A 17,268-nucleotide genomic window follows, 5' to 3' on the forward strand; every position below is an offset into this window, starting at 1 on the left:
GCCGGGCGGCTCCCTGGGCCCTGGTAGCGTCGAAGTGACGTTTCGGCCGCGGCGATCCGGACAGGGACGCGGCCGGACGGCTGACGCAGACGGTCAACGGGGAGAGGTACGAGATGGGGTTCGAGCAGGACTGGAGTCAGGCGCGGTCCACCGCGGCAGACCAGGCGGCGATGCGGTTGAACTCGGGGCCTCCACCAGGCCCGTTGTTCCCCGGCGGAAACCAGGACCTCGCCTCGACGCCCGCGGAGAAGAAGGCGGCGGCGAACACCATCGAGACGGAGCTGGAGCCGAACACCAAGAAGGCCGGCGACCACGCGGACGAGTCGTCGAACTCGGCGGTCAAGGCCCTGGACGGCTGGAGCACGGCCTCCGGTCTGAAGAAGGTGCAGGAGACCTGGGACCGGCAGGTGACCGGGCTGATGGGCCGGCTGGCCTCGGAGAAGACCGCGCTGCGCGGGACCTCGAACCTGTTCCTGCGCAATGACATCTCCACGGGCGACAACTTCGGCCTCCTGAAGCCGTCCCCTTACTCGAAACTGAACGGGATCTAGGGCGGCGGGCGGAACCATGTTGACGTACCACGAGGTCATGACGACCGACTTCGGACAGCTGACTGCTGCCGCGGCCAAATGGGAATCCATGGCCGGGGAGTTCAAGAAGGTCGAGGAGCGCTACCGGGACAGCGTCCAGAAGATCACCATGGGTGGTCAGGCCTGGTCGGGGGTGAGCGCGGGCGCGGCCCACACCAACTTCGCGGGCACCCGCTACGAGTACTCCGCCGCGCAGGTCCAGGCGAAGGCGATCGCCGGCCTGCTGCGGGATGCGCACGAGCAGTTCACCGACCTGAAGAAGAAGGTCGAGTCCGCCCGCGACGACGCGGTGAAGGCGGGCATGAGGGTGTCCGAGCAGGGCCGGTGCACCTTCGACTTCTCCAAGGCGGACCCGGGCACGGCCAACGCCGCCCGGCACGACCCGGACCTGAAGAACGTCGAGAACTCCTGGTCGCAGCACATAGACAGCGCGGTCAAGGCCATGGACGACGCCGACCAGGGCGTGAAGATCGCGCTGGAGGCGGCCTGCGCGGACGGCTACGGCCAGAAGAACGACTCCACCCTGGGCACCGGCTTCAACGGCGAGGCGCAGGGCGACGTCGAGGTGTACGAGGCGCGGAACGCGGAGGACATCGCGACCCGCCTGGCCGGGGGCGAAAAGATCCCGGCGACCGAGATGGCGGAGCTCCAGCGGTCCTTCCGCGACAACTCGGGCAAGCCCGAGTTCAGCCAGGTGTTCATCAACGGGCTGGGCGCAAAGGGCACGATCGAGCTGACGAACCGGCTCAGCGACCAGATCCACGTGAAGAACCCGGCGAACAAATCCGACTACACGGACCTGCAGAAGGGCCTGGGGGCCACGCTCGCCTCGGCGACGCAGGACCCGAAGTCGGAGACCTACAAAAAATTCCGGGCCGAGATGCAGAAGGAGGGCCTGGAGCGCCGCAACACCTCCTTCACGGACCTGCGCCTGGAGAAGACGTACGGCTACCAGTCGCTGGTCACGCTGATGAGCCAGGGCGGCGGGGACTACTCGAAGCAGTTCCTGCACGACATGGGCGACGACATCATGAAGGCGGAGAAGGGCCGGGAGGACATCTGGGTCATGAAGGGCGGCGAGTACAGCGGGGAGCGGACCGGCTGGTTCGCCAACGACCCGATGGACGGGCTGCTCGGCGTGATGAGCCACAACCCGGAGGCGTCCGCGTCCTACCTCAAGGACGAGGACCGGATGAAGCACCTCATGGACCGCAACTGGGAGGTGGTGCTGCAGGCCAACGAGCACGGCAACGCCGTCCACTACTCCGCCGAGCTCGACAAGGACGACCGGGCGGGCTTCGCAGCCGCGCTGCAGGCCGGTGCCACCGGCATCGACCCGTCCGCGGAGAACCCGAAGTTCGTCGAGCACACCGCCGACAACAAGGCCGTCTTCAAGAACGCGATCGACCACTTCGCCCAAGCCGGCGACGAGCTTCCCGAGTCGCTGCGCGAGCCGATGGCGAACGTCCTGGTCAACCACTCCGGCACGGTGCACGAGGTCACCAGCGCCGTGGACATGCGCAACCTGCCGGTGCCGCAGAACGACATGTACGAGGTCATCAAGCAGGTCTCCAAGGACCAGGAGGCCTACGGGTCCCTGAACTACGGGATCAACCAGGCCATGGTCGCCGACATCCACGAGGCGGGCCAGAAGCACCCGGAGGAGTCGCTGCTGCGGGCCGGGCGCACGGTGGGCTTCCTGGAGGAGGCCCGCACCGCGGCCGTCGGACCGGCCGAGACGGCCGCCTGGGACGAGAAGTGGATGTTCGACACGGCGATCGGCTACCTGCCCGCCTACGACGCGGAGGTCCAGACCGGCTTCGACTACGTGGTCGACAAGTGGCTGGCGGACGAGCAGAAGCAGATCGACCAGAAGTACGCGGACAAGACCTACGAGGCGTACGAGAAGCGGAACGGCCAGCTGATGGCGCTGACCGACGAGTGGATGAAGGAGCACGACAAGGACGGCGGCCGGTACGAGTACCAGACCAAGGTCGACGAGGCTGCGGGGGCCGGAGCGGACCGCGCCAAGGGCGTCACCACCCCGCCGAGCGGGGCTGCCGGATGAGGCGGACCGCGGCCACCGGCGCCGCCGCGCTCACGGCGGTCGCGGTCCTCTCGGCCTCGCTGGCCGGGTGCGGCGGCGGTTCGGAGGACGACCGGGCGGTCCCGGAGACGCTCTGCGGCACGCCCGTCCCGGCGAGCCTGTCGAAGCCGCTGCTCGAACCGTACGGAAAGATCACCGAGTCCAGCCGGGTGGACCGGCAGAAGCCGCAGACGGCGCCGTGCGTGGTGGCGGTGGACGGCGAGCGGGCGCTCGCGTTCCGGTTCGCCTGGCACCCGGGAGCGCCGGAGGACCTGCTGGCGACGGCCCGGCAGAGCAGTGTGGTGGGGCTGACGGATCCGGCGCGGGTGAACCTCGGGTTCGAGGACTCCGTCCTCGGCAACGAAGGCGCGACCGCCACCGCGGCCTGCCGGACGCAGGCCGGTGACCACTTCACCCTCACGGTGATCGTGTCCCGGGCCGCCAAGGAGAAGGCCGACCTGCGGCCCGCCATCGACGCGTTCATGCGCGCCTACATGGCGGAGACGGTGAAGACCCTGAACTGCGCCTGACAGCCGACCGGAAGACGGAATAATCGGCCCCACACAGCGCGCGAGCGCCGCACCACCGAGGGAAAGGCCGCCCATGGGCACGCAAGCGGAGAAGGACGAGCTGTACGCGCTCGACATCAGCCGGGTCGAGTGGGAGGGCCCGCCCGGGACCAGCCCCGACGAGGAGCGGGTGGAGATCGCGCACCTGCCGGGCGGCGGGGTGGCCATGCGGTCCTCGCTGGACCGCGAGACCGTGCTGCGCTACACGGCGGCCGAGTGGGAGGCCTTCGTACTCGGCGCCAGGGACGGGGAGTTCGACATCGACCGGCCGCGGCCGGCGGACGACTGACGGACGGCCGAACGCAGAAGGCAGACAGCTGAAGGGGCGCGCCCGGTGGGCGCGCCCCTTCGTTCATGCTTCGCTACCGGGCTCAGAAGCCCTCGGTGAACATGCGCGAGGCCTTGACGTCCGTCGCGCGGTAATCGCCCTTGCCCTGCTCGATGATCTTGGCGACCTGCTCCAGGGTGTCGCGCATGTGCTCGGCGCGGCCCTTGTACTTGGCCTGGAGCTGGACGTACTGGGCGTGCGCCTCACCGTCCCAGGTGTCGGTGACCACCTTCAGCGCCTGGTCCATCTCGCTGAGGTCGTCAACGATCTTCTTGGACGTTGCGCGGAGGCGGTTCGCCATCTCCTGGACGCTCTCGTACCGGACCTTCATCTGGCCTTCGGCACCAGACATGTTCTTCTCCTCAATCGCTGGGCGGACGTGATGTGGACGCGGCAGCGCGTCAGATGCCGTTCAGACCCGACGAGTTGGCGTTCGACTTGACCGCGTTGAAGGCCGCGCGGACGTCGTCATCCTGGGCGTTGCTCAGGTTCTTGGTCTCGGCGACGGCGTTGTGCAGCACGCCGAGCAGCCGGCGGATCGCGTCGTGGTCCTCGTTCACCATCGTCTGGGCCTGGACGAAGCCGGCGGCACCGGAACCGGTCCAGCCCGCGCTCACGGTCGCCAGGATGTCGGCCAGTTCGCGCGACTGGTTCGTCACGGCGTTGGCAGTCTGGTTGATCTTGTTCTTCGCCTGGACGATCGGATCGTCTGCGAGTCCGAAACCGCCTGCAGGGTTACTCATCCGAAGCTCCTCACTTCTTTATTCACTGACCCGACCGGCGCAGCTGGTTACGTCAGTCCCCCGATCACAGTCGTGAAGGCTGTTGTCACTCTAGTCAGTTCATCCACCCGGCCCAACACCGGTAGGGCAGAGCTGTGGGTGAACTGTGACGCTTCACTGCAAACGGCGTCGCCGGTTCCGGGCATCCCGGATAACCGTCGCAGTTCCGGCGATTACGGCGATCAGCACGCCCGCAATACCGAGGGCATAGGTGCCGAGCCGTTCCTGCCGCTGCTGTGCGGTCTCCGTCATCGGCATCTCCGCCGCCTCCGGTGCCGCGGCGGGCGGCGGCCCCGGATCCGGGACCGGCTCCTTGGGGCGGTCGTGGTCCTGGGAGACCGCCCGGACCGGGTCGACCACCCCCCAACCCACGTAGTCGTCACGGCCCTTGATCGACCGTTCGGCGGTCTGCTGGATCTGCCAGACGATTTCCCGCGGGGTCCAGTCCGGGTGCTGTCCCTTCAACAGGGCCGCGACCCCGGCGACGTAAGGGGCCGAGAAACTGGTGCCGTTGTCCACGCACTGGCCGAATCCCGGCACCGTGGAGACCATGTCGACGCCGGGCGCGGCGACCGCGATGAAGCTGCCCGGCTGGGAGAACTGGGCCCGCTCGTTGTTCCGGTCCGAGGACGCGACCGCGAGGACGTCGGGGAAGGCGGCCGGATAGGTCTTGCGCTTGCGGCCGTTGAGGCCGTCGTTGCCGGCCGAGGCGACGATCAGCACCTTGGCGTCCACCGCCTTCTTGACCGCCTGTCCCAGCTGGGAGGACTCGGTCAGCGGGACATCGGTGTCCTGGGAGATGTTGATGATGTGGGCGCCCTTGGCGACCGCGTGCTCGATGGCCTTGGCCAGGCTCTCGGTGTTGCCCTTGCCCTGTCCGTCGTTCTGCCGGATCGGTATGACGGTGGCCTCGGGGGCCAGGCCCACGAAGCCGGTGCCCTGCTGCTCGCGGGCCGCGATGAGCCCGGCGACCTTGCTGCCATGGCCCACCGTGTCGGTGGTCCCGTCGCCCTTGGGGTCGATGAAGTCCTTGCCGGCTCCGGTGTCGAGGGCGCCGCTGAGCTGCGGATTGGCCCGGTCCACACCGGTGTCGATGACCGCGACCCGGACACCCTTGCCCTTGCCGCCGGCCCACAGCTCGTCGAGGAGCAGCCGTTGCAGGGCCCAGGGGCGGCCGGCGATCTGCTTCTTCATCGGGAAGGAGCACTCGCCGGCGCCGGCGAGCCGGAGCGCGGGGCCGGGTGCGGCGGTTGCCGGGCCGGAGGTCGGTGCCGCCGCTCCGGTGGCGCCGAGAGCTGCCGTGAGCGCGAGGGCGGCGGACAGCAGTGGTGCAGTGCGGGACCGGTACGTCATCGGCATCTCACGAACCCTGCGGCTGGCGGGCGGCGTTGGTGTCCAGCCGGGGCCCCTTCGACAGGAACTCCGACCACACGATGGGCACCAGCGCCGGAGTCACGTCCTTGTAGCCGAGCCGGGCCTGGGCCTGGCTGGCCTCCGGCGGGCCGTCCGTCTTCCCCTCCCCCGCGCCGGGCTGCGGGGACGCCCCGATCTCCGACTGCTCGGCGTCGCTGTCGCCGTTGGCCTGGACGGCGTACCGCAGGCCGGTGTCGGTCACCAGGAACAGGGCGCCCCCGCCCTTGGCCTGCTTGCCCTGGAACTGGGTGTAGAGCAGCCCCGTGCCGGGCGTGACGTAGGAACTCGTGCCGCTGGCGGAGATGTCGACCGGGAAACCGGGGCCGGCCCAGGTGCTCATGGTGGTCCGGCCCTGGCCGTCCACCGAACGCAGCACATTGCAGACGGTGTTGCGGACGCTGCCGCCCTGGGAGGCGGTCGCCGCGGCTGCCCCGGTGTTCCCGTTGACCTGGCCGGACCGAGCCTTGGGCCAGCGCTTCTTCTCGTAGAACTGGCTTCCGTCGGGGCGGAGCGACTGGAGGTCGACCTCCTTCGCCTGGCCGTTCATGTTGAGCCGCTCGGTGGCGGGCGCGTTGATGAGCAGCCAGGCGGTGAAGGGGGAGACCCGGGACACCTTGCCGGCCTGGACCACGTAGTGCTGCGGGCCGGAGCCGGTCTGGGCCAGCAGCACCATGCCGACCTTGTTGTCGTCCGTGGCCAGCCCGGGCACCTTGGCGTCGTCGCCGGGCTTTCCGTTGTCCAGCTTCGGGAAGGCCAGTTCCTCACCGGTGTTGAGGGTGTCCAGCCACTGCTGGCTGACCTGCTGCGGAGTGCCGCTGCCGACCAGGGCGGTGGTGAGGGTGGCCGAATCGGAGGTCTTCTCCGGGAACTTGTACTTCGTCCCGGCCGCGTCGACCAGGTAGCGGCTGGTGGTCTCGGTGCCGTCGCCGTTGGGGACCTTGGTCTGGACGTACAGCACCTGGCCGTCGGTGAGCCGGCGCTTGTCGTCCATCAGGCCCGCCTCCCGGTCGGCGAGGACGAAGGCGGCGGTCTGCACGCCCTTGCCGTTGCCGCCCGGCTGCTGGCAGACGGCCCACCGCTTGGCCGCGCCCGCGTCCTTGGCGGACGGCAGCCGGTCCGGTGCGTAGGGGATGCCGATGATCGGGCCGCGCGGCGGGGTGCCGCCGTCCAGGGTCTTGTCGTCGACCTGGATCACGGCGAACTTGCCCGGGTCCAGGAGCAGCCGCGCGGACGCCAGGTTGAGCACCGGGTGCAGCCGGACCTGGTCGCCGGTCTTCAGCACGACGTACCGGGTCGTCGAGTCCTTGCCGACGATCACCTTGGTGCCGGGGGCGTCCCAGCCCTTGGGGGCCTTGGGGTCGAGCAGCCCCCACGCGCCGAAGCCCGCGAGGATCAGGGCGCCGACGACCAGTCCGGGCACCACCGCACGCAGCGGTCGCGGAGCGCCCTCTTCCGTGCCCGTGGCGGACGGCTGGAGGAAGGCGGCCACCGTACGCCGCTTCGCAAAGGTGTACGCGTTGAGCTCATCACGTCGTGATGCCATGACCGCCTGCTTCTCCCCGCCCGGCCCGGTCGGTGGGTACGGTCCCCGGGCCTCGATTGTCTGACCGGGCACCTACTATGCCTGTTGACGGAGGGTTCGTAGGGGGCGGGTAGGGTGAGGCCGCCGCCCAGTGCCACTCCACGCCTTCCGAGCCCCTTCCGAGTCAGGGTAATCGGAGCTCGTTGGGGTGAATTGGGGAGATTCCGGGGAGGTGCCGGCACCGGCCGCACCGTACCGGCGGGCACGGGTCAGGATCGTGGAAGGGGAGGGGTCCGGGAGATGGCCATCGCGACGGAACAGCGTGCCGCCGCGGCTGCGCCGGCACGCGGCGGAGTGACGCCGCATCCGAAGTCGAGCCCGGGGCGGTTCGGTCCGTTCCGATTGCAACAGCTGGTTCTCCTCCAGGTGGCGGCAGCCCTGCTGTTGGTGGCCTGGGTGGTCGAACCGATGCTGCTGGTGCCCGCTGGCGTACTGGCGGCCGTTCTGCTGGTCCTCGCGGTGGTCCGCCGGCACCAGCGTTCGCTGCCCGAGTGGATCGGCACGGCGCTCGCTCTGCGCGCCCGGCGGCGCCGGGCCGCGGCCTTCTCCGTGCCGGCCGGCACGGAACCGGGTCTGGCGCCGGTGGTGGAGGCCGAACCGGCCCTGCGGACCTACACCTTCAGCGACCGCGACCGGCGCCCGGTCGGGCTGATCGGCGACGGCACCTTCCTGACCGTGGTGGTCCAGGTCGACATGGACGCCACCGCGCTGCGTCCCGACCGGGCCGCCCGGCCGCTGCCGCTCGGCCTGATCCGCGACGTCCTCGAAGTGGACGGCATCCGGCTGGAGTCGGCGCAGCTCGTGCTGCACACCCAGCCGGCGCCCGCCCCGCATCTGCCGGCCCAGGCCATGGCCGCCCGTAACTACGCTCCCCTGCAGGCCCAGACCGGCACTCCGGCGGTCCGGCTGACCTGGGTCGCCCTCAAGCTGGATCCGGAGCTGTGCCCGGAGGCGGTGGAGGCGCGCGGCGGCGGGATGACCGGCGCGCAGCGCTGCGTGGTGCGGGTGGCGGACCAGCTGGCGAGCCGGCTGGCCGGCGCCGGCTTCCGGGCGACCGTGCTGACCGAGCAGGAACTGACCGCGGCCCTGGCGACGTCCTCCTGTGCGAACCCGATGGCCATCACCCAGGCCGGCCGGTCCGCGAGCAGCGGGCGGCGCACCGAGGAGACCTCGCGGGCCTGGCGGTGCGACGACCGGCGGCACACCACCTACTGGATAGGCCGCTGGCCGCAGCTCGGCGGCGCGGCAGCCCCGCTGACGCAGTTCGTGGCGCTGCTGACCTCGCTGCCCGCGCTGGCGACCAACTTCAGCCTGACACTGGCGCCGGCCGACCGGCACGGGGTCACGGTCACCGGGCACGTCCGGGTCACCGGGCGCAGCGACGAGGAACTGGTGGCGGCCCGAAGGGAACTGGAGCGGACCGCCCGCGGGATCCGGACCGGTCTGGTCCGGCTGGACCGGGAGCAGGTGCCGGGCGTGCTGGCCTCGCTGCCGCTGGGAGGTGCGCGATGAGCGTGGGACGCGTGGGGTACGGACTGATCGGGCCGCGGCGGGAACGCCATGCGATGCCGGCCGCGGAGCTGGACGGGCTGTCCCTGCCGGTCGGGGACGACGGGGTGGTGATCGGAGTCGACTCCGAGGGCCGCCCGGCGGTGCTCGGCATCAACCGCCCGATGCCGTACGAGGTCACCCTGATCGGGGGTCTGTGGACGGCACAGGTGCTGGGGCTGCGGGCGGCGGCGACCGGGGCGCGGGTGGCCGTGGAGACCGGCCGGGCCCAGGTGTGGTCGGCGCTGGCGCAGGCCGCCGGCGGCGGGCAGCAGTGCGTGACCCTGCACGAGGTGGGCCGGGTGCCCCCGCAGGGTGCGTCGGCCGGCAGCCCGGTCCTGGTGATCCGGGACTGCGGAATGCGGCCGCCGCGCGGGCGGGTGGTGGCGGGCCCCTGGCAGTCGGTGCTCACCCTGCTGCCGTACCTCAGCCCGACGGCCCCGCGCCTGCTGCAGAACGCTTCGCTGGTGGGCGTGCAGCGGGTCTCCCCCGACGAGGCGGAGCAGATCGGCCGGCTGATGAACCTGCCCCGGCCGGCGGTGGATTCGCTGCCGACGCTGGGGGACGGGGTCACCCTGTGGTGCACGGCCCGGGACCGGCAGTTCGTCATGACCCAGGGCACCGAGGCGGAGGCCGGACTGCTGGGCCCGGCCCGGCGGATCGACTGAGACCGTTGCCCCTGGGTGCGCGGCCTCCCGGGAGACCGTGGGCCGCGCGTCCGGGTGCGACGCCATTAGGCTGACCGTGGGCGCGGCGCCGACGCGACGCCGGGCGCCCGTGCTCGAACAGACCAGGAGGACAGAAGTGAACGGCGATCGGAACGAGAGCCGCGACGGGACGTGGGACGTCCCGACGGACGATCAGTCCGACGCGGAGCCCGAGCTCACGGGCGAGTTCACCATCGACTACACGCCGCCGGCCTGGTACACGCAGAACGCGCCGACGCCGCCGGCCGTGCCGGAGCTGCCGGTAGGCAGCGGCTTCGAGCCGCACCGCGTGGACGACGTGGACTCGCCTTCGACCACCCGGCTGGCCCCACCGGCCCGCCCGGCCACCCCGGCGGCCGGTGTCCCGGCTCCGGCTCCGGCTCCGGCTCCGGCTCCGGCTCCGGCCGATGCTGTCCCGCTGCCGCCTGCACCCGAGTCGCCGCTCGCGGGGACGCCGTACCCGGTGGCGCCCGCGCCTGACGCGCCGGTTGGGGCTACGCCGTACCTCGCGGCGCCCGCGCCCGAGACCCCCGTTGGGGCCACGCCGTACACGCCCGCGCCCGAGGCACCGGTCGGCGGTACGCCGTACCCCGCGGCGCCTGCGCCCGAGACCCCGGTCGGGGGCGCGCCGTACTCGGTGGCGCCCGCGCCCGAAACCCCCGTCGGGGGTACGCCGTACCCCGCGGCACCCGCGCCCGAGGCGGCGGTCGGCGGTACGCCGTACCCCGTGACGCCTGCGCCCGAAACGCCGGTCGGGGGTACGCCGTACCTCGCGGCGCCCGCGCCTGAGACCCCGGTCGGGGGCGCGCCGTACCCGGCGGTGCCCGCGCCCGACGCGCCCGTTGGGGCTACGCCGTACCCCGCGGCGCCCGCGCCTGAGACCCCCGTTGGGGGTACGCCTTTCACGCCCGCGCCCGAGGCGCCGGTTGGGGGTACGGCGTACCCGGTGGCGCCGGCCGAGCCCGCCGATGTACCCGGGTACTCGGCCACCCCGCCGAGCGGAACGGTGATTCCGGCCGCTCCGGCGGAGGAGCAGGGTGACGGGGCGCCGGTTCTTGCGAAGTCACCCCTTTCGGGGAGCCAGGACGCGGAGGCCGGTGCGGTCGGCGAGGAGCCGCGGGACGCTGTTCCGGCGGTGCCCGAGCAGCCGTGGGGCGTACCCGCCCCGCAGGCGGAACTCCCGCCGCTGCCGCCCGCGTTCACCCCGTCCGCGACCGATGGCCCGGCCGAGCCCACGCCCGCGCCCGCCCCGGACGGGTACGGCTTCCCGCCGGTCCCGCAGCCCCAGGCGGGGTACGGCTTCCCGCCCGCGCCGCCGGTCCCCCAGCCCGACGCCGGGTACGGCTTCCCGCCCGCAGCCCCGCAGCCGCATCAGCAGCCGGCGCCGCAGGCCGGGGCGCCCTGGGGGGCCCAGCCGCAGCCTCAGCCGCCCGTACAAGGACAGCCCCAGCAGCAGCCGCAGGCCGATCCGCGGCTCGGCCAGCAGTGGCCGCAGTCGGCCGGCCCCGGCGGACCGGCCGGACCCGGCGCTCCCACCGGGCCCGGTGGCCCGGGTGGCCCCGGCGGTCCCGGCCCGCAGGACCAGCGGTACCAGGCCGCGCCCAGCGGTGGCGCCCCGCTCGGCTACACGGCCGCGGTGGAGCTCTCCTCGGACCGTCTGCTGCGCAACAAGCAGAAGCCCAAGAGCAACCGCGGCGGCAGCTCCTCCCTCTTCAAGTTCGGCGGAAAGGCGGCCGAAGCGGAGCGTCAGCGCAAGCTGGACCTGATCCGTACCCCGGTGATGTCCTGCTACCGCATCGCCGTCATCAGCCTGAAGGGCGGCGTCGGAAAGACCACGACGACCACCGCCCTCGGCGCCACCCTCGCCACCGAACGCCAGGACAAGATCCTCGCCATCGACGCGAACCCGGACGCCGGCACCCTCGGCCGCCGGGTGCGCCGCGAGACCGGCGCCACCATCCGCGACCTCGTCCAGGCCATCCCGTACCTGAACTCGTACATGGACATCCGGCGGTTCACCTCCCAGGCCCCGTCCGGCCTGGAGATCATCGCCAATGACGTGGACCCGGCCGTCTCCACGACCTTCAACGACGAGGACTACCGCCGCGCGATCGAGACGCTCGGCCGCCAGTACCCGATCATCCTGACCGACTCCGGCACCGGACTGCTCTACTCCGCGATGCGCGGCGTCCTGGACCTGGCCGATCAGCTGATCATCATCTCGACCCCGTCGGTCGACGGCGCGTCCAGCGCGAGCACCACGCTCGACTGGCTGTCCGCGCACGGCTATGCCGACCTGGTCTCGCGCTCCCTCACCGTGATCTCGGGGGTCCGCGAGACCGGCAAGACCATCAAGGTCGAGGACATCGTCCAGCACTTCGAGACCCGCTGCCGCGGTGTGGTCGTGGTGCCCTTCGACGAGCACCTCGCGGCCGGTGCCGAGGTCGACCTCGACATGATGCGGCCGAAGACCCGCGAGGCGTACTTCAACCTCTCGGCGCTGGTCGCCGAGGACTTCGTACGGGCGCAGCAGGCGCGCGGCCACTGGGGAGCCCCGGCCCCGCAGGGCCAGCAGCCGTACCCGCACCCGCAGCAGCCCCAGCAGCCCCAGCCCCCGCACGGCCAGCAGCCGTACCCGCAGCAGCCCCAGCCGCAGCCGCACGGCCAGCCGCCGTACCAGCAGCCCTACCCGCAGCAGCCGCAGCAGCCGTACGGACCCCAGCCGGGCCACCCCGGGGCCCAGCCGCCACAGTCCCCGTACGGCCCGCCGCAGCATCCGCAGCCCGGCCAGGGCTGGCAGCAGCCACCGCAGGATCCGCGGCAGGGCGGTCAGTGAACGCCGAGGGCCCGTACCGTCCCCAGGACGGTACGGGCCCTCGCCCGTTCCATGCGCTCAGCGCGCGGCGTCGTACCCCTCGGTGAGCGCCCGCGCCCGCTTCACATCGTCGCCGATGGCGTCCAGCAGCCCCTCCAGGGACTCGAACCGGGCCATGCCCCGCACATAGGCGAGGAAATCCACGGTCACGTGCAGCCCGTACAGGTCCAGGCCCACCCGGTCGATGGCGTACGCCTCCACCGTCCGCTCGGTCGCGTCGAACTGGAGGTTCGTCCCGACCGAGATCGCCGCCGGCATCCGCTCGCCGTCCGCGGTGAGCCAGCCCGCGTACACGCCGTCGGCCGGGATCGCGGTGTGCGGAAGCGTTTCGACATTCGCCGTCGGGTAGCCGAGCTCGCGCCCGCGCTGCGCGCCGCGCACCACCACGCCCTCGACCCGGTGCGGCCGGCCGAGGATCTCGGCAGCACCCTCCACGTCGCCCTCGGCGACCAGCCGGCGCGCCAGGGTGGAGGAGAACGGCTCGCCGCCGCCCGCCTCACCGCGCACCACCAGGTCGACGACCTCGACCTCGTAGTCATACGTGCCGCCCAGTTCGGCCAGGAACGCGACGTTGCCGGCGGCCCGGTGGCCAAAGCGGAAGTTGGGGCCCTCGATGACGCCCCGGGCGTGCAGCTTGTCGACGAGCACCTTCACGATGAAGTCGGCCGGGGACAGCTGGGAGAACTCCGCCGTGAACGGCAGGATCAGCAGGGCGTCGACGCCCAGTTCGGCCATCAGCTCGGCCCGCCGGTGGTGCGGGGCCAGCATCGCCGGGTGGCTGCCGGGGCGGACCACCTCGCTCGGGTGGGGGTCGAAGGTGACCACGACGGCCGGCACGCCGAGCTCCCGGGCCCAGGCCACGGCCCGCCCGATGATCAGCTGATGGCCCCGGTGCACCCCGTCGTAGGAGCCGATGGTGACGACGCTGCGTCCCCAGTCCTGGGGGATGTCCTCCAAGCCACGCCAGCGCTGCACTGTGACCGCTCCTCGCCCGAACCCGTGTAGTGCGTAGTTGAGATTGCAGGTCTAAGACTGCCATGCCGCCGCACGGGCCCCCGCATCGGCATGGGAGCCACGGCCGGGCCCGGGCCGGGGACACATCACCTCCGGCAGGGGACGGCGTGCACGGCATCGGCGGAGGGACGGGTTCCGGCCAGGGTCTCGACCATTCGGCGGGCGCTCGGGCCGAGCAGTGCGGCGGCCTCCCGTGGTTCCTCGCGCAGCCAGCGCTCGATCAGCCGGCCGAAGGGCGGGAACTCGCGGGCCAGCTCGACGATCCGGCGCTCGAACACGGCCGCTCCGCCGGGCACGCCGCCGGGCACTCCGAGCAGCCGCCGTCCGGTGCGCCGGACCAGCTCCCGGGTCCGCTGTTCCCCGCGGGCGACGGTGTCCCCGGCCGCCGCCCCGAGCAGGGCGGACAGCACGGCGGGGTCGGTTTCGGCGTCGAGGAGCGCATCGAGCAGTTCGCCGCGCAGCGGGCGCGAGGCCTCGGCCCCGAGGGTGCCGAGCACGGCGGCGAACGCGGCCCGGGCCGGCGCCGGCCCGTGGAGCAGTTCCGCGGCGAGCGGGCGCAGCGCGGGCCCGGCGGCCGGGCCGTGGTCCAGACGCCGGTCGACGAAGGCGGCGGCGTGCGGGGCGTCCTGGGGATGCCGCGCCAGGTGCTCCCGTACGAGGCGGGCCGCGCGGGCGGCCGGCCGGGGGTCGGTCAGTGCGGCCAGGGCGCGCAGTACCTCGCCGTCGGCGCGGTCCCGCAGGGCGTCGAGGACCTCGCCGGTCCGGCCGGGCAGCGCCCCGGCGACGGCGACCAGCGCATGGGCGGGCACCTGCGGGCAGGCCAGGGCGGCGGGCAGGTACTCCTCGCGGGTCTGCGGGTCCCAGAGCAGCATGCCGAGGGCGGCGCCGTGCAGGCTCTGGTCTCCTGGCCGGTCCAGCAGGGCGAGCGCGGCGTGGCGGAGCCGGGTCCGGCCGGGTGCGGTGCCGGGGAGGTGGGCGGCGGCGACCGGACCGTACGCGGCGGACGCGACCCGGCGTTCGGGCCGCTCGTCCCGGGCCCACCGGTCCACGGACCGGCAGAGCGCCGAGGGTTCCTCCTCGGCGAGGACGGTCAGCAGTTCGTCGGCGCGAGGATGCGCGGCGGCGACGAGTGCCTCGGCGAGGTCGTCGGGTGCCGATCGGCGGTGGGTGTGGAGCAGGGCCTGGGCGGCGGTGGCCACGGTGGCGCCGGGCCGGCCGCGCAGTCGGCGCTCGTCGCGGAACCAGTTGCAGAGGAGCGGGACGACGCGCTGCGGATCGCGGGAGAGGCGGCGGGCGACGGCGTCGAGGCAGCGGTGGTCGGCGGGCAGCAGCCGGCGGAGCAGCTCCAGCCGTTCGGGCTCGGGCAGCCGCAGCCGGTTCCAGAACCAGCCATCGAACTCGGCGGTGCCGTCGCCGCGGGCGGCGGCGTGGTCGGCGAGTGCGTCGAGCACCGGGCGGAAGGGCCGGGCGTCGGGCGAGCGCAGCAGGGTTTCGCGGAGCAGCCGGCCGGCCCACCAGGCGCGCTCGCCGGGCACTTCGGTGAACTCGGCGAACCGGTCCAGGGCGGCCACGAGGGCGCTGAGGTAGGGGGTCAGGACGGGCGGGGGCAGCAGGAGCAGCGCCTCCAGGACCGGGCCGATCCGGTGCCGGGGTACGGGCGGGCCGGCCGCCGGGGTGGTGCGGTGGACCAGGGCGTCGAGGGCAGCGGGGACGTCCAGGTGGGCCGCCTGCAGCCAGTCGGCGAGCTCCTCGTGGGCAAAGCGGTAGCCGGCTCCGGCGGGGACCAGCAGGCCTTCGGTGAGTACGGCGGGGGCCCAGCCGGTGCGCCAGGGGAAGAGCTCCTCGAAGGAGGCCCGGTCCAGTTCGCCCTGGCCGGGGCCGAGGCAGCGCCGCGCGGCCTCGTGGACCCGGCTGGCCACACGTGCGGCGAGCCGCCGCACGCCGGGGCCGTGCACGCCGCTGCCGTCGGCGCCGCCGGCGGCGATACGGACCGCCGTCCGCAGGCACATCAGGTCGAGGTGGGCGTCGAACACCTCGTCCCGGCCGGGGCGGCCGGCGGTGACCTCGGCGGCGCGGATGCCGGCGAGCAGACCGAGGGTCAACGGGTGCCGGGCGTCGGCTTCGCGGACGCCGGTGGCGGGGATGCCGTAGCGGGCCCGGGCCTCCTCGGCCTCGGCCGGGGTGAACTCGCCGAGCCGGTACGCCGGGGGGAGGCCCGGAGCCGGGCGGGCGGGGGCGTGGAGCGCGCCGTCCGGGTAGAACTCCGCGGCCCGCTCCCAGTACTCGGGCCGGCTCGCGATGACCATCCGGACGGAGTTCTCGCGCAGCCACCGGGCGGTACCGGCGGTCCACTCGGCCAGCCGCTGCGCAAGCCGGGCCGGCATCTCCTCGGGCGCATCCAGCAGCACAAGCAACGCCCCCCGGCCCCCACCGCCAACGCAGCCACCTCCTCCGGCCCGGGCTCGCCACCGCCGGCATCGGGGGCCGGGGTCGGGCCAGGCGCGGCGGGGGTCGGGGGCTCGGGCCGGGTCCGCGCGGGCGGGGTGTTCGTGGGGGCGGTTGTGGTGATGCGGGTGGCGGTGGTCAGGGCTCGGGTGAGGGCGTCCGCGAGGGAGGTGACGGAGGCCGCGAGGTCGGCGCCGCGGAGCCAGATCGTGGGCGACGGGAGCGGGCCGAGGGCGCGCCGCGCGGCCAGGGCGGCGAGTTCGGTGGTGCGGCCGGTACCGGGGTCGCCGACCAGGGCGAGGACAAGAGCGGGGCTCTCGGTGAACGCGTCCAGCACCTCGGCCGCCTCCCGGCGCTCGACCGCGCCGGCCGCCTCCGCGAGGGCGGTGCCCAGGGTGGTTCCGGTCAGCTGGAGGGCTCCCGCCAGGTTCAGGTCCGCGCCGTACCCCGGCACGGTCGCCGCATTGCGGGCCAACAGGGCGGCGAGCGGGCCGCGCGGGTCGGCCGCAGCCGCCGCGCGCAAGGGCACTGCAAACCCTCCGGAGCGGTGCTCCGCGTGGAGAGCGGTGCCCAGGACGGCGAGCACCGCCCCGGTGGCCGCGTCCAGCACCGGCCCCCCGCAGGTCTCCCCGCCCAGCCGCAGCGCGTCCATCCCGTCGGTCCCGATGGCCAGCTCCAGCGCGCCGCCGAGCCGGTGCGAGCGGTCGGGCGCCGTGTACGTGACCTCCGCCTCGCCCAGCACCCTGGCCTGCCGCCAGCCCCGCGCGCTGAGCCGTACGTACGCCCCGGCCGGCACCCGCTCCACCGCCGCCACCGGCAGGGGCCGCACCCCGAGCCCGTCCGTCCGTACCAGCGCCAGCCCGGCCGAGGCCAGCAGCGTCACCGCCTCCGCATCGGCCGGCCAGCTGCGCTCCCCCGGGCCGTGCAGCACCACCCGGCCCGGGCCGGCCACGGCCTCATGGCTGGTGATCACCGTCCCCCGGTCGTCGGCCACGAAGCCGCTGCCTCGCGGACGCCCGGCGAAATCGCAGATTCTGACGAGCTCCCCCGTGACCTCCATGACACGACCGTAGGTCGACGAAGATCAGCCGGAAAAGCAGGCGAACGGAACGCGCCCCCTTGCGCTCCCTCCATTCACTCCGAGCGCCTGCTCGGACGGGTGAATAACAGGGTCCGGATGGATAGAGACCTACCCGAGGGGGGTCCGAGGGGGGCGTGGAGCGGTGAGCAGCAGTCCGACGGCGTCGGGCCCGATGCGCTCACCGCTCCACGTCAACGTGGAGCGGTGCCAGGGCTTGGGCAGCCCGCCTGAATCGCAACGCCCGGCGC

General features: G+C 73.2%; 12 protein-coding genes and 1 pseudogene. 7 read left to right on the forward strand and 6 right to left on the reverse strand.

Features of this window, described 5'->3' with window-relative positions; genetic code table 11:
* The first annotated feature begins 113 nt into the window (after window positions 1-113).
* From ABT123_RS24375 to ABT123_RS24390, 4 genes are all read left to right on the forward strand, one after another.
* Window positions 114-551: a hypothetical protein gene (locus ABT123_RS24375; protein ID WP_351318251.1), complete on the forward strand. Its 438-nt coding sequence runs from the start codon at window positions 114-116 to the stop codon at window positions 549-551.
* A gap of 37 nt (window positions 552-588) precedes the next feature.
* On the forward strand, window positions 589-2,658 hold the full coding sequence (locus ABT123_RS24380) for a hypothetical protein (protein ID WP_351318253.1): 2,070 nt from the start codon (window positions 589-591) through the stop codon (window positions 2,656-2,658).
* Complete coding sequence (locus tag ABT123_RS24385) at window positions 2,655-3,206, forward strand: hypothetical protein (RefSeq protein WP_351318255.1); 552 nt, start codon at window positions 2,655-2,657, stop codon at window positions 3,204-3,206. The genes ABT123_RS24380 and ABT123_RS24385 overlap by 4 nt, the downstream gene beginning before the upstream one ends.
* Window positions 3,207-3,279: 73 nt before the next feature.
* Window positions 3,280-3,534, forward strand: coding sequence for a DUF397 domain-containing protein (locus tag ABT123_RS24390; protein ID WP_351318257.1), 255 nt, complete (start codon window positions 3,280-3,282; stop codon window positions 3,532-3,534).
* Window positions 3,535-3,616: 82 nt separating this feature from the next.
* Here the strand turns inward: ABT123_RS24390 and ABT123_RS24395 are convergent, their stop codons facing one another.
* The 4 genes from ABT123_RS24395 to eccB all read right to left on the reverse strand — a co-directional run bounded on the left by ABT123_RS24395 (window position 3,617) and on the right by eccB (window position 7,311).
* Window positions 3,617-3,925 (reverse strand): WXG100 family type VII secretion target, encoded by a 309-nt coding sequence (locus ABT123_RS24395; protein ID WP_351318259.1) that lies wholly within the window; start codon window positions 3,923-3,925, stop codon window positions 3,617-3,619.
* A gap of 49 nt (window positions 3,926-3,974) precedes the next feature.
* Window positions 3,975-4,316, reverse strand: coding sequence for a WXG100 family type VII secretion target (locus ABT123_RS24400; protein ID WP_351318261.1), 342 nt, complete (start codon window positions 4,314-4,316; stop codon window positions 3,975-3,977).
* A gap of 153 nt (window positions 4,317-4,469) precedes the next feature.
* Window positions 4,470-5,708, reverse strand: a complete 1,239-nt coding sequence (gene mycP, locus ABT123_RS24405) for a type VII secretion-associated serine protease mycosin (RefSeq protein WP_351318428.1) — start codon at window positions 5,706-5,708, stop codon at window positions 4,470-4,472.
* 7 nt (window positions 5,709-5,715) lie between these two features.
* Complete coding sequence (gene eccB / locus ABT123_RS24410) at window positions 5,716-7,311, reverse strand: type VII secretion protein EccB (RefSeq protein WP_351318263.1); 1,596 nt, start codon at window positions 7,309-7,311, stop codon at window positions 5,716-5,718.
* 279 nt (window positions 7,312-7,590) lie between these two features.
* On the opposite strand from eccB, the gene eccE reads away from it, so the two are divergent.
* The 3 genes from eccE to ABT123_RS24425 all read left to right on the forward strand — a co-directional run bounded on the left by eccE (window position 7,591) and on the right by ABT123_RS24425 (window position 12,441).
* Window positions 7,591-8,862, forward strand: coding sequence for a type VII secretion protein EccE (eccE, locus tag ABT123_RS24415; protein ID WP_351318265.1), 1,272 nt, complete (start codon window positions 7,591-7,593; stop codon window positions 8,860-8,862).
* Window positions 8,859-9,566 carry a hypothetical protein gene (locus tag ABT123_RS24420; protein WP_351318267.1) on the forward strand — a complete coding sequence of 236 codons (708 nt, stop codon included), beginning with the start codon at window positions 8,859-8,861 and terminating at the stop codon, window positions 9,564-9,566. The genes eccE and ABT123_RS24420 overlap by 4 nt, the downstream gene beginning before the upstream one ends.
* A gap of 136 nt (window positions 9,567-9,702) precedes the next feature.
* Window positions 9,703-12,441, forward strand: coding sequence for an SCO5717 family growth-regulating ATPase (locus ABT123_RS24425; RefSeq protein ID WP_351318269.1), 2,739 nt, complete (start codon window positions 9,703-9,705; stop codon window positions 12,439-12,441).
* 57 nt (window positions 12,442-12,498) lie between these two features.
* Here the strand turns inward: ABT123_RS24425 and ABT123_RS24430 are convergent, their stop codons facing one another.
* Both ABT123_RS24430 and ABT123_RS24435 read right to left on the reverse strand, forming a co-directional pair.
* Complete coding sequence (locus ABT123_RS24430; protein ID WP_351318271.1) at window positions 12,499-13,455, reverse strand: bifunctional riboflavin kinase/FAD synthetase; 957 nt, start codon at window positions 13,453-13,455, stop codon at window positions 12,499-12,501.
* Between the two features lie 125 nt (window positions 13,456-13,580).
* Window positions 13,581-16,999 (reverse strand): annotated as a pseudogene (locus tag ABT123_RS24435) (trypsin-like peptidase domain-containing protein).
* Between the last annotated feature and the right edge of the window lie 269 nt (window positions 17,000-17,268).

It is taken from the genome of Streptomyces sp. NPDC002054 (assembly GCF_040296685.1).
Lineage (GTDB): Bacteria > Actinomycetota > Actinomycetes > Streptomycetales > Streptomycetaceae > Streptomyces.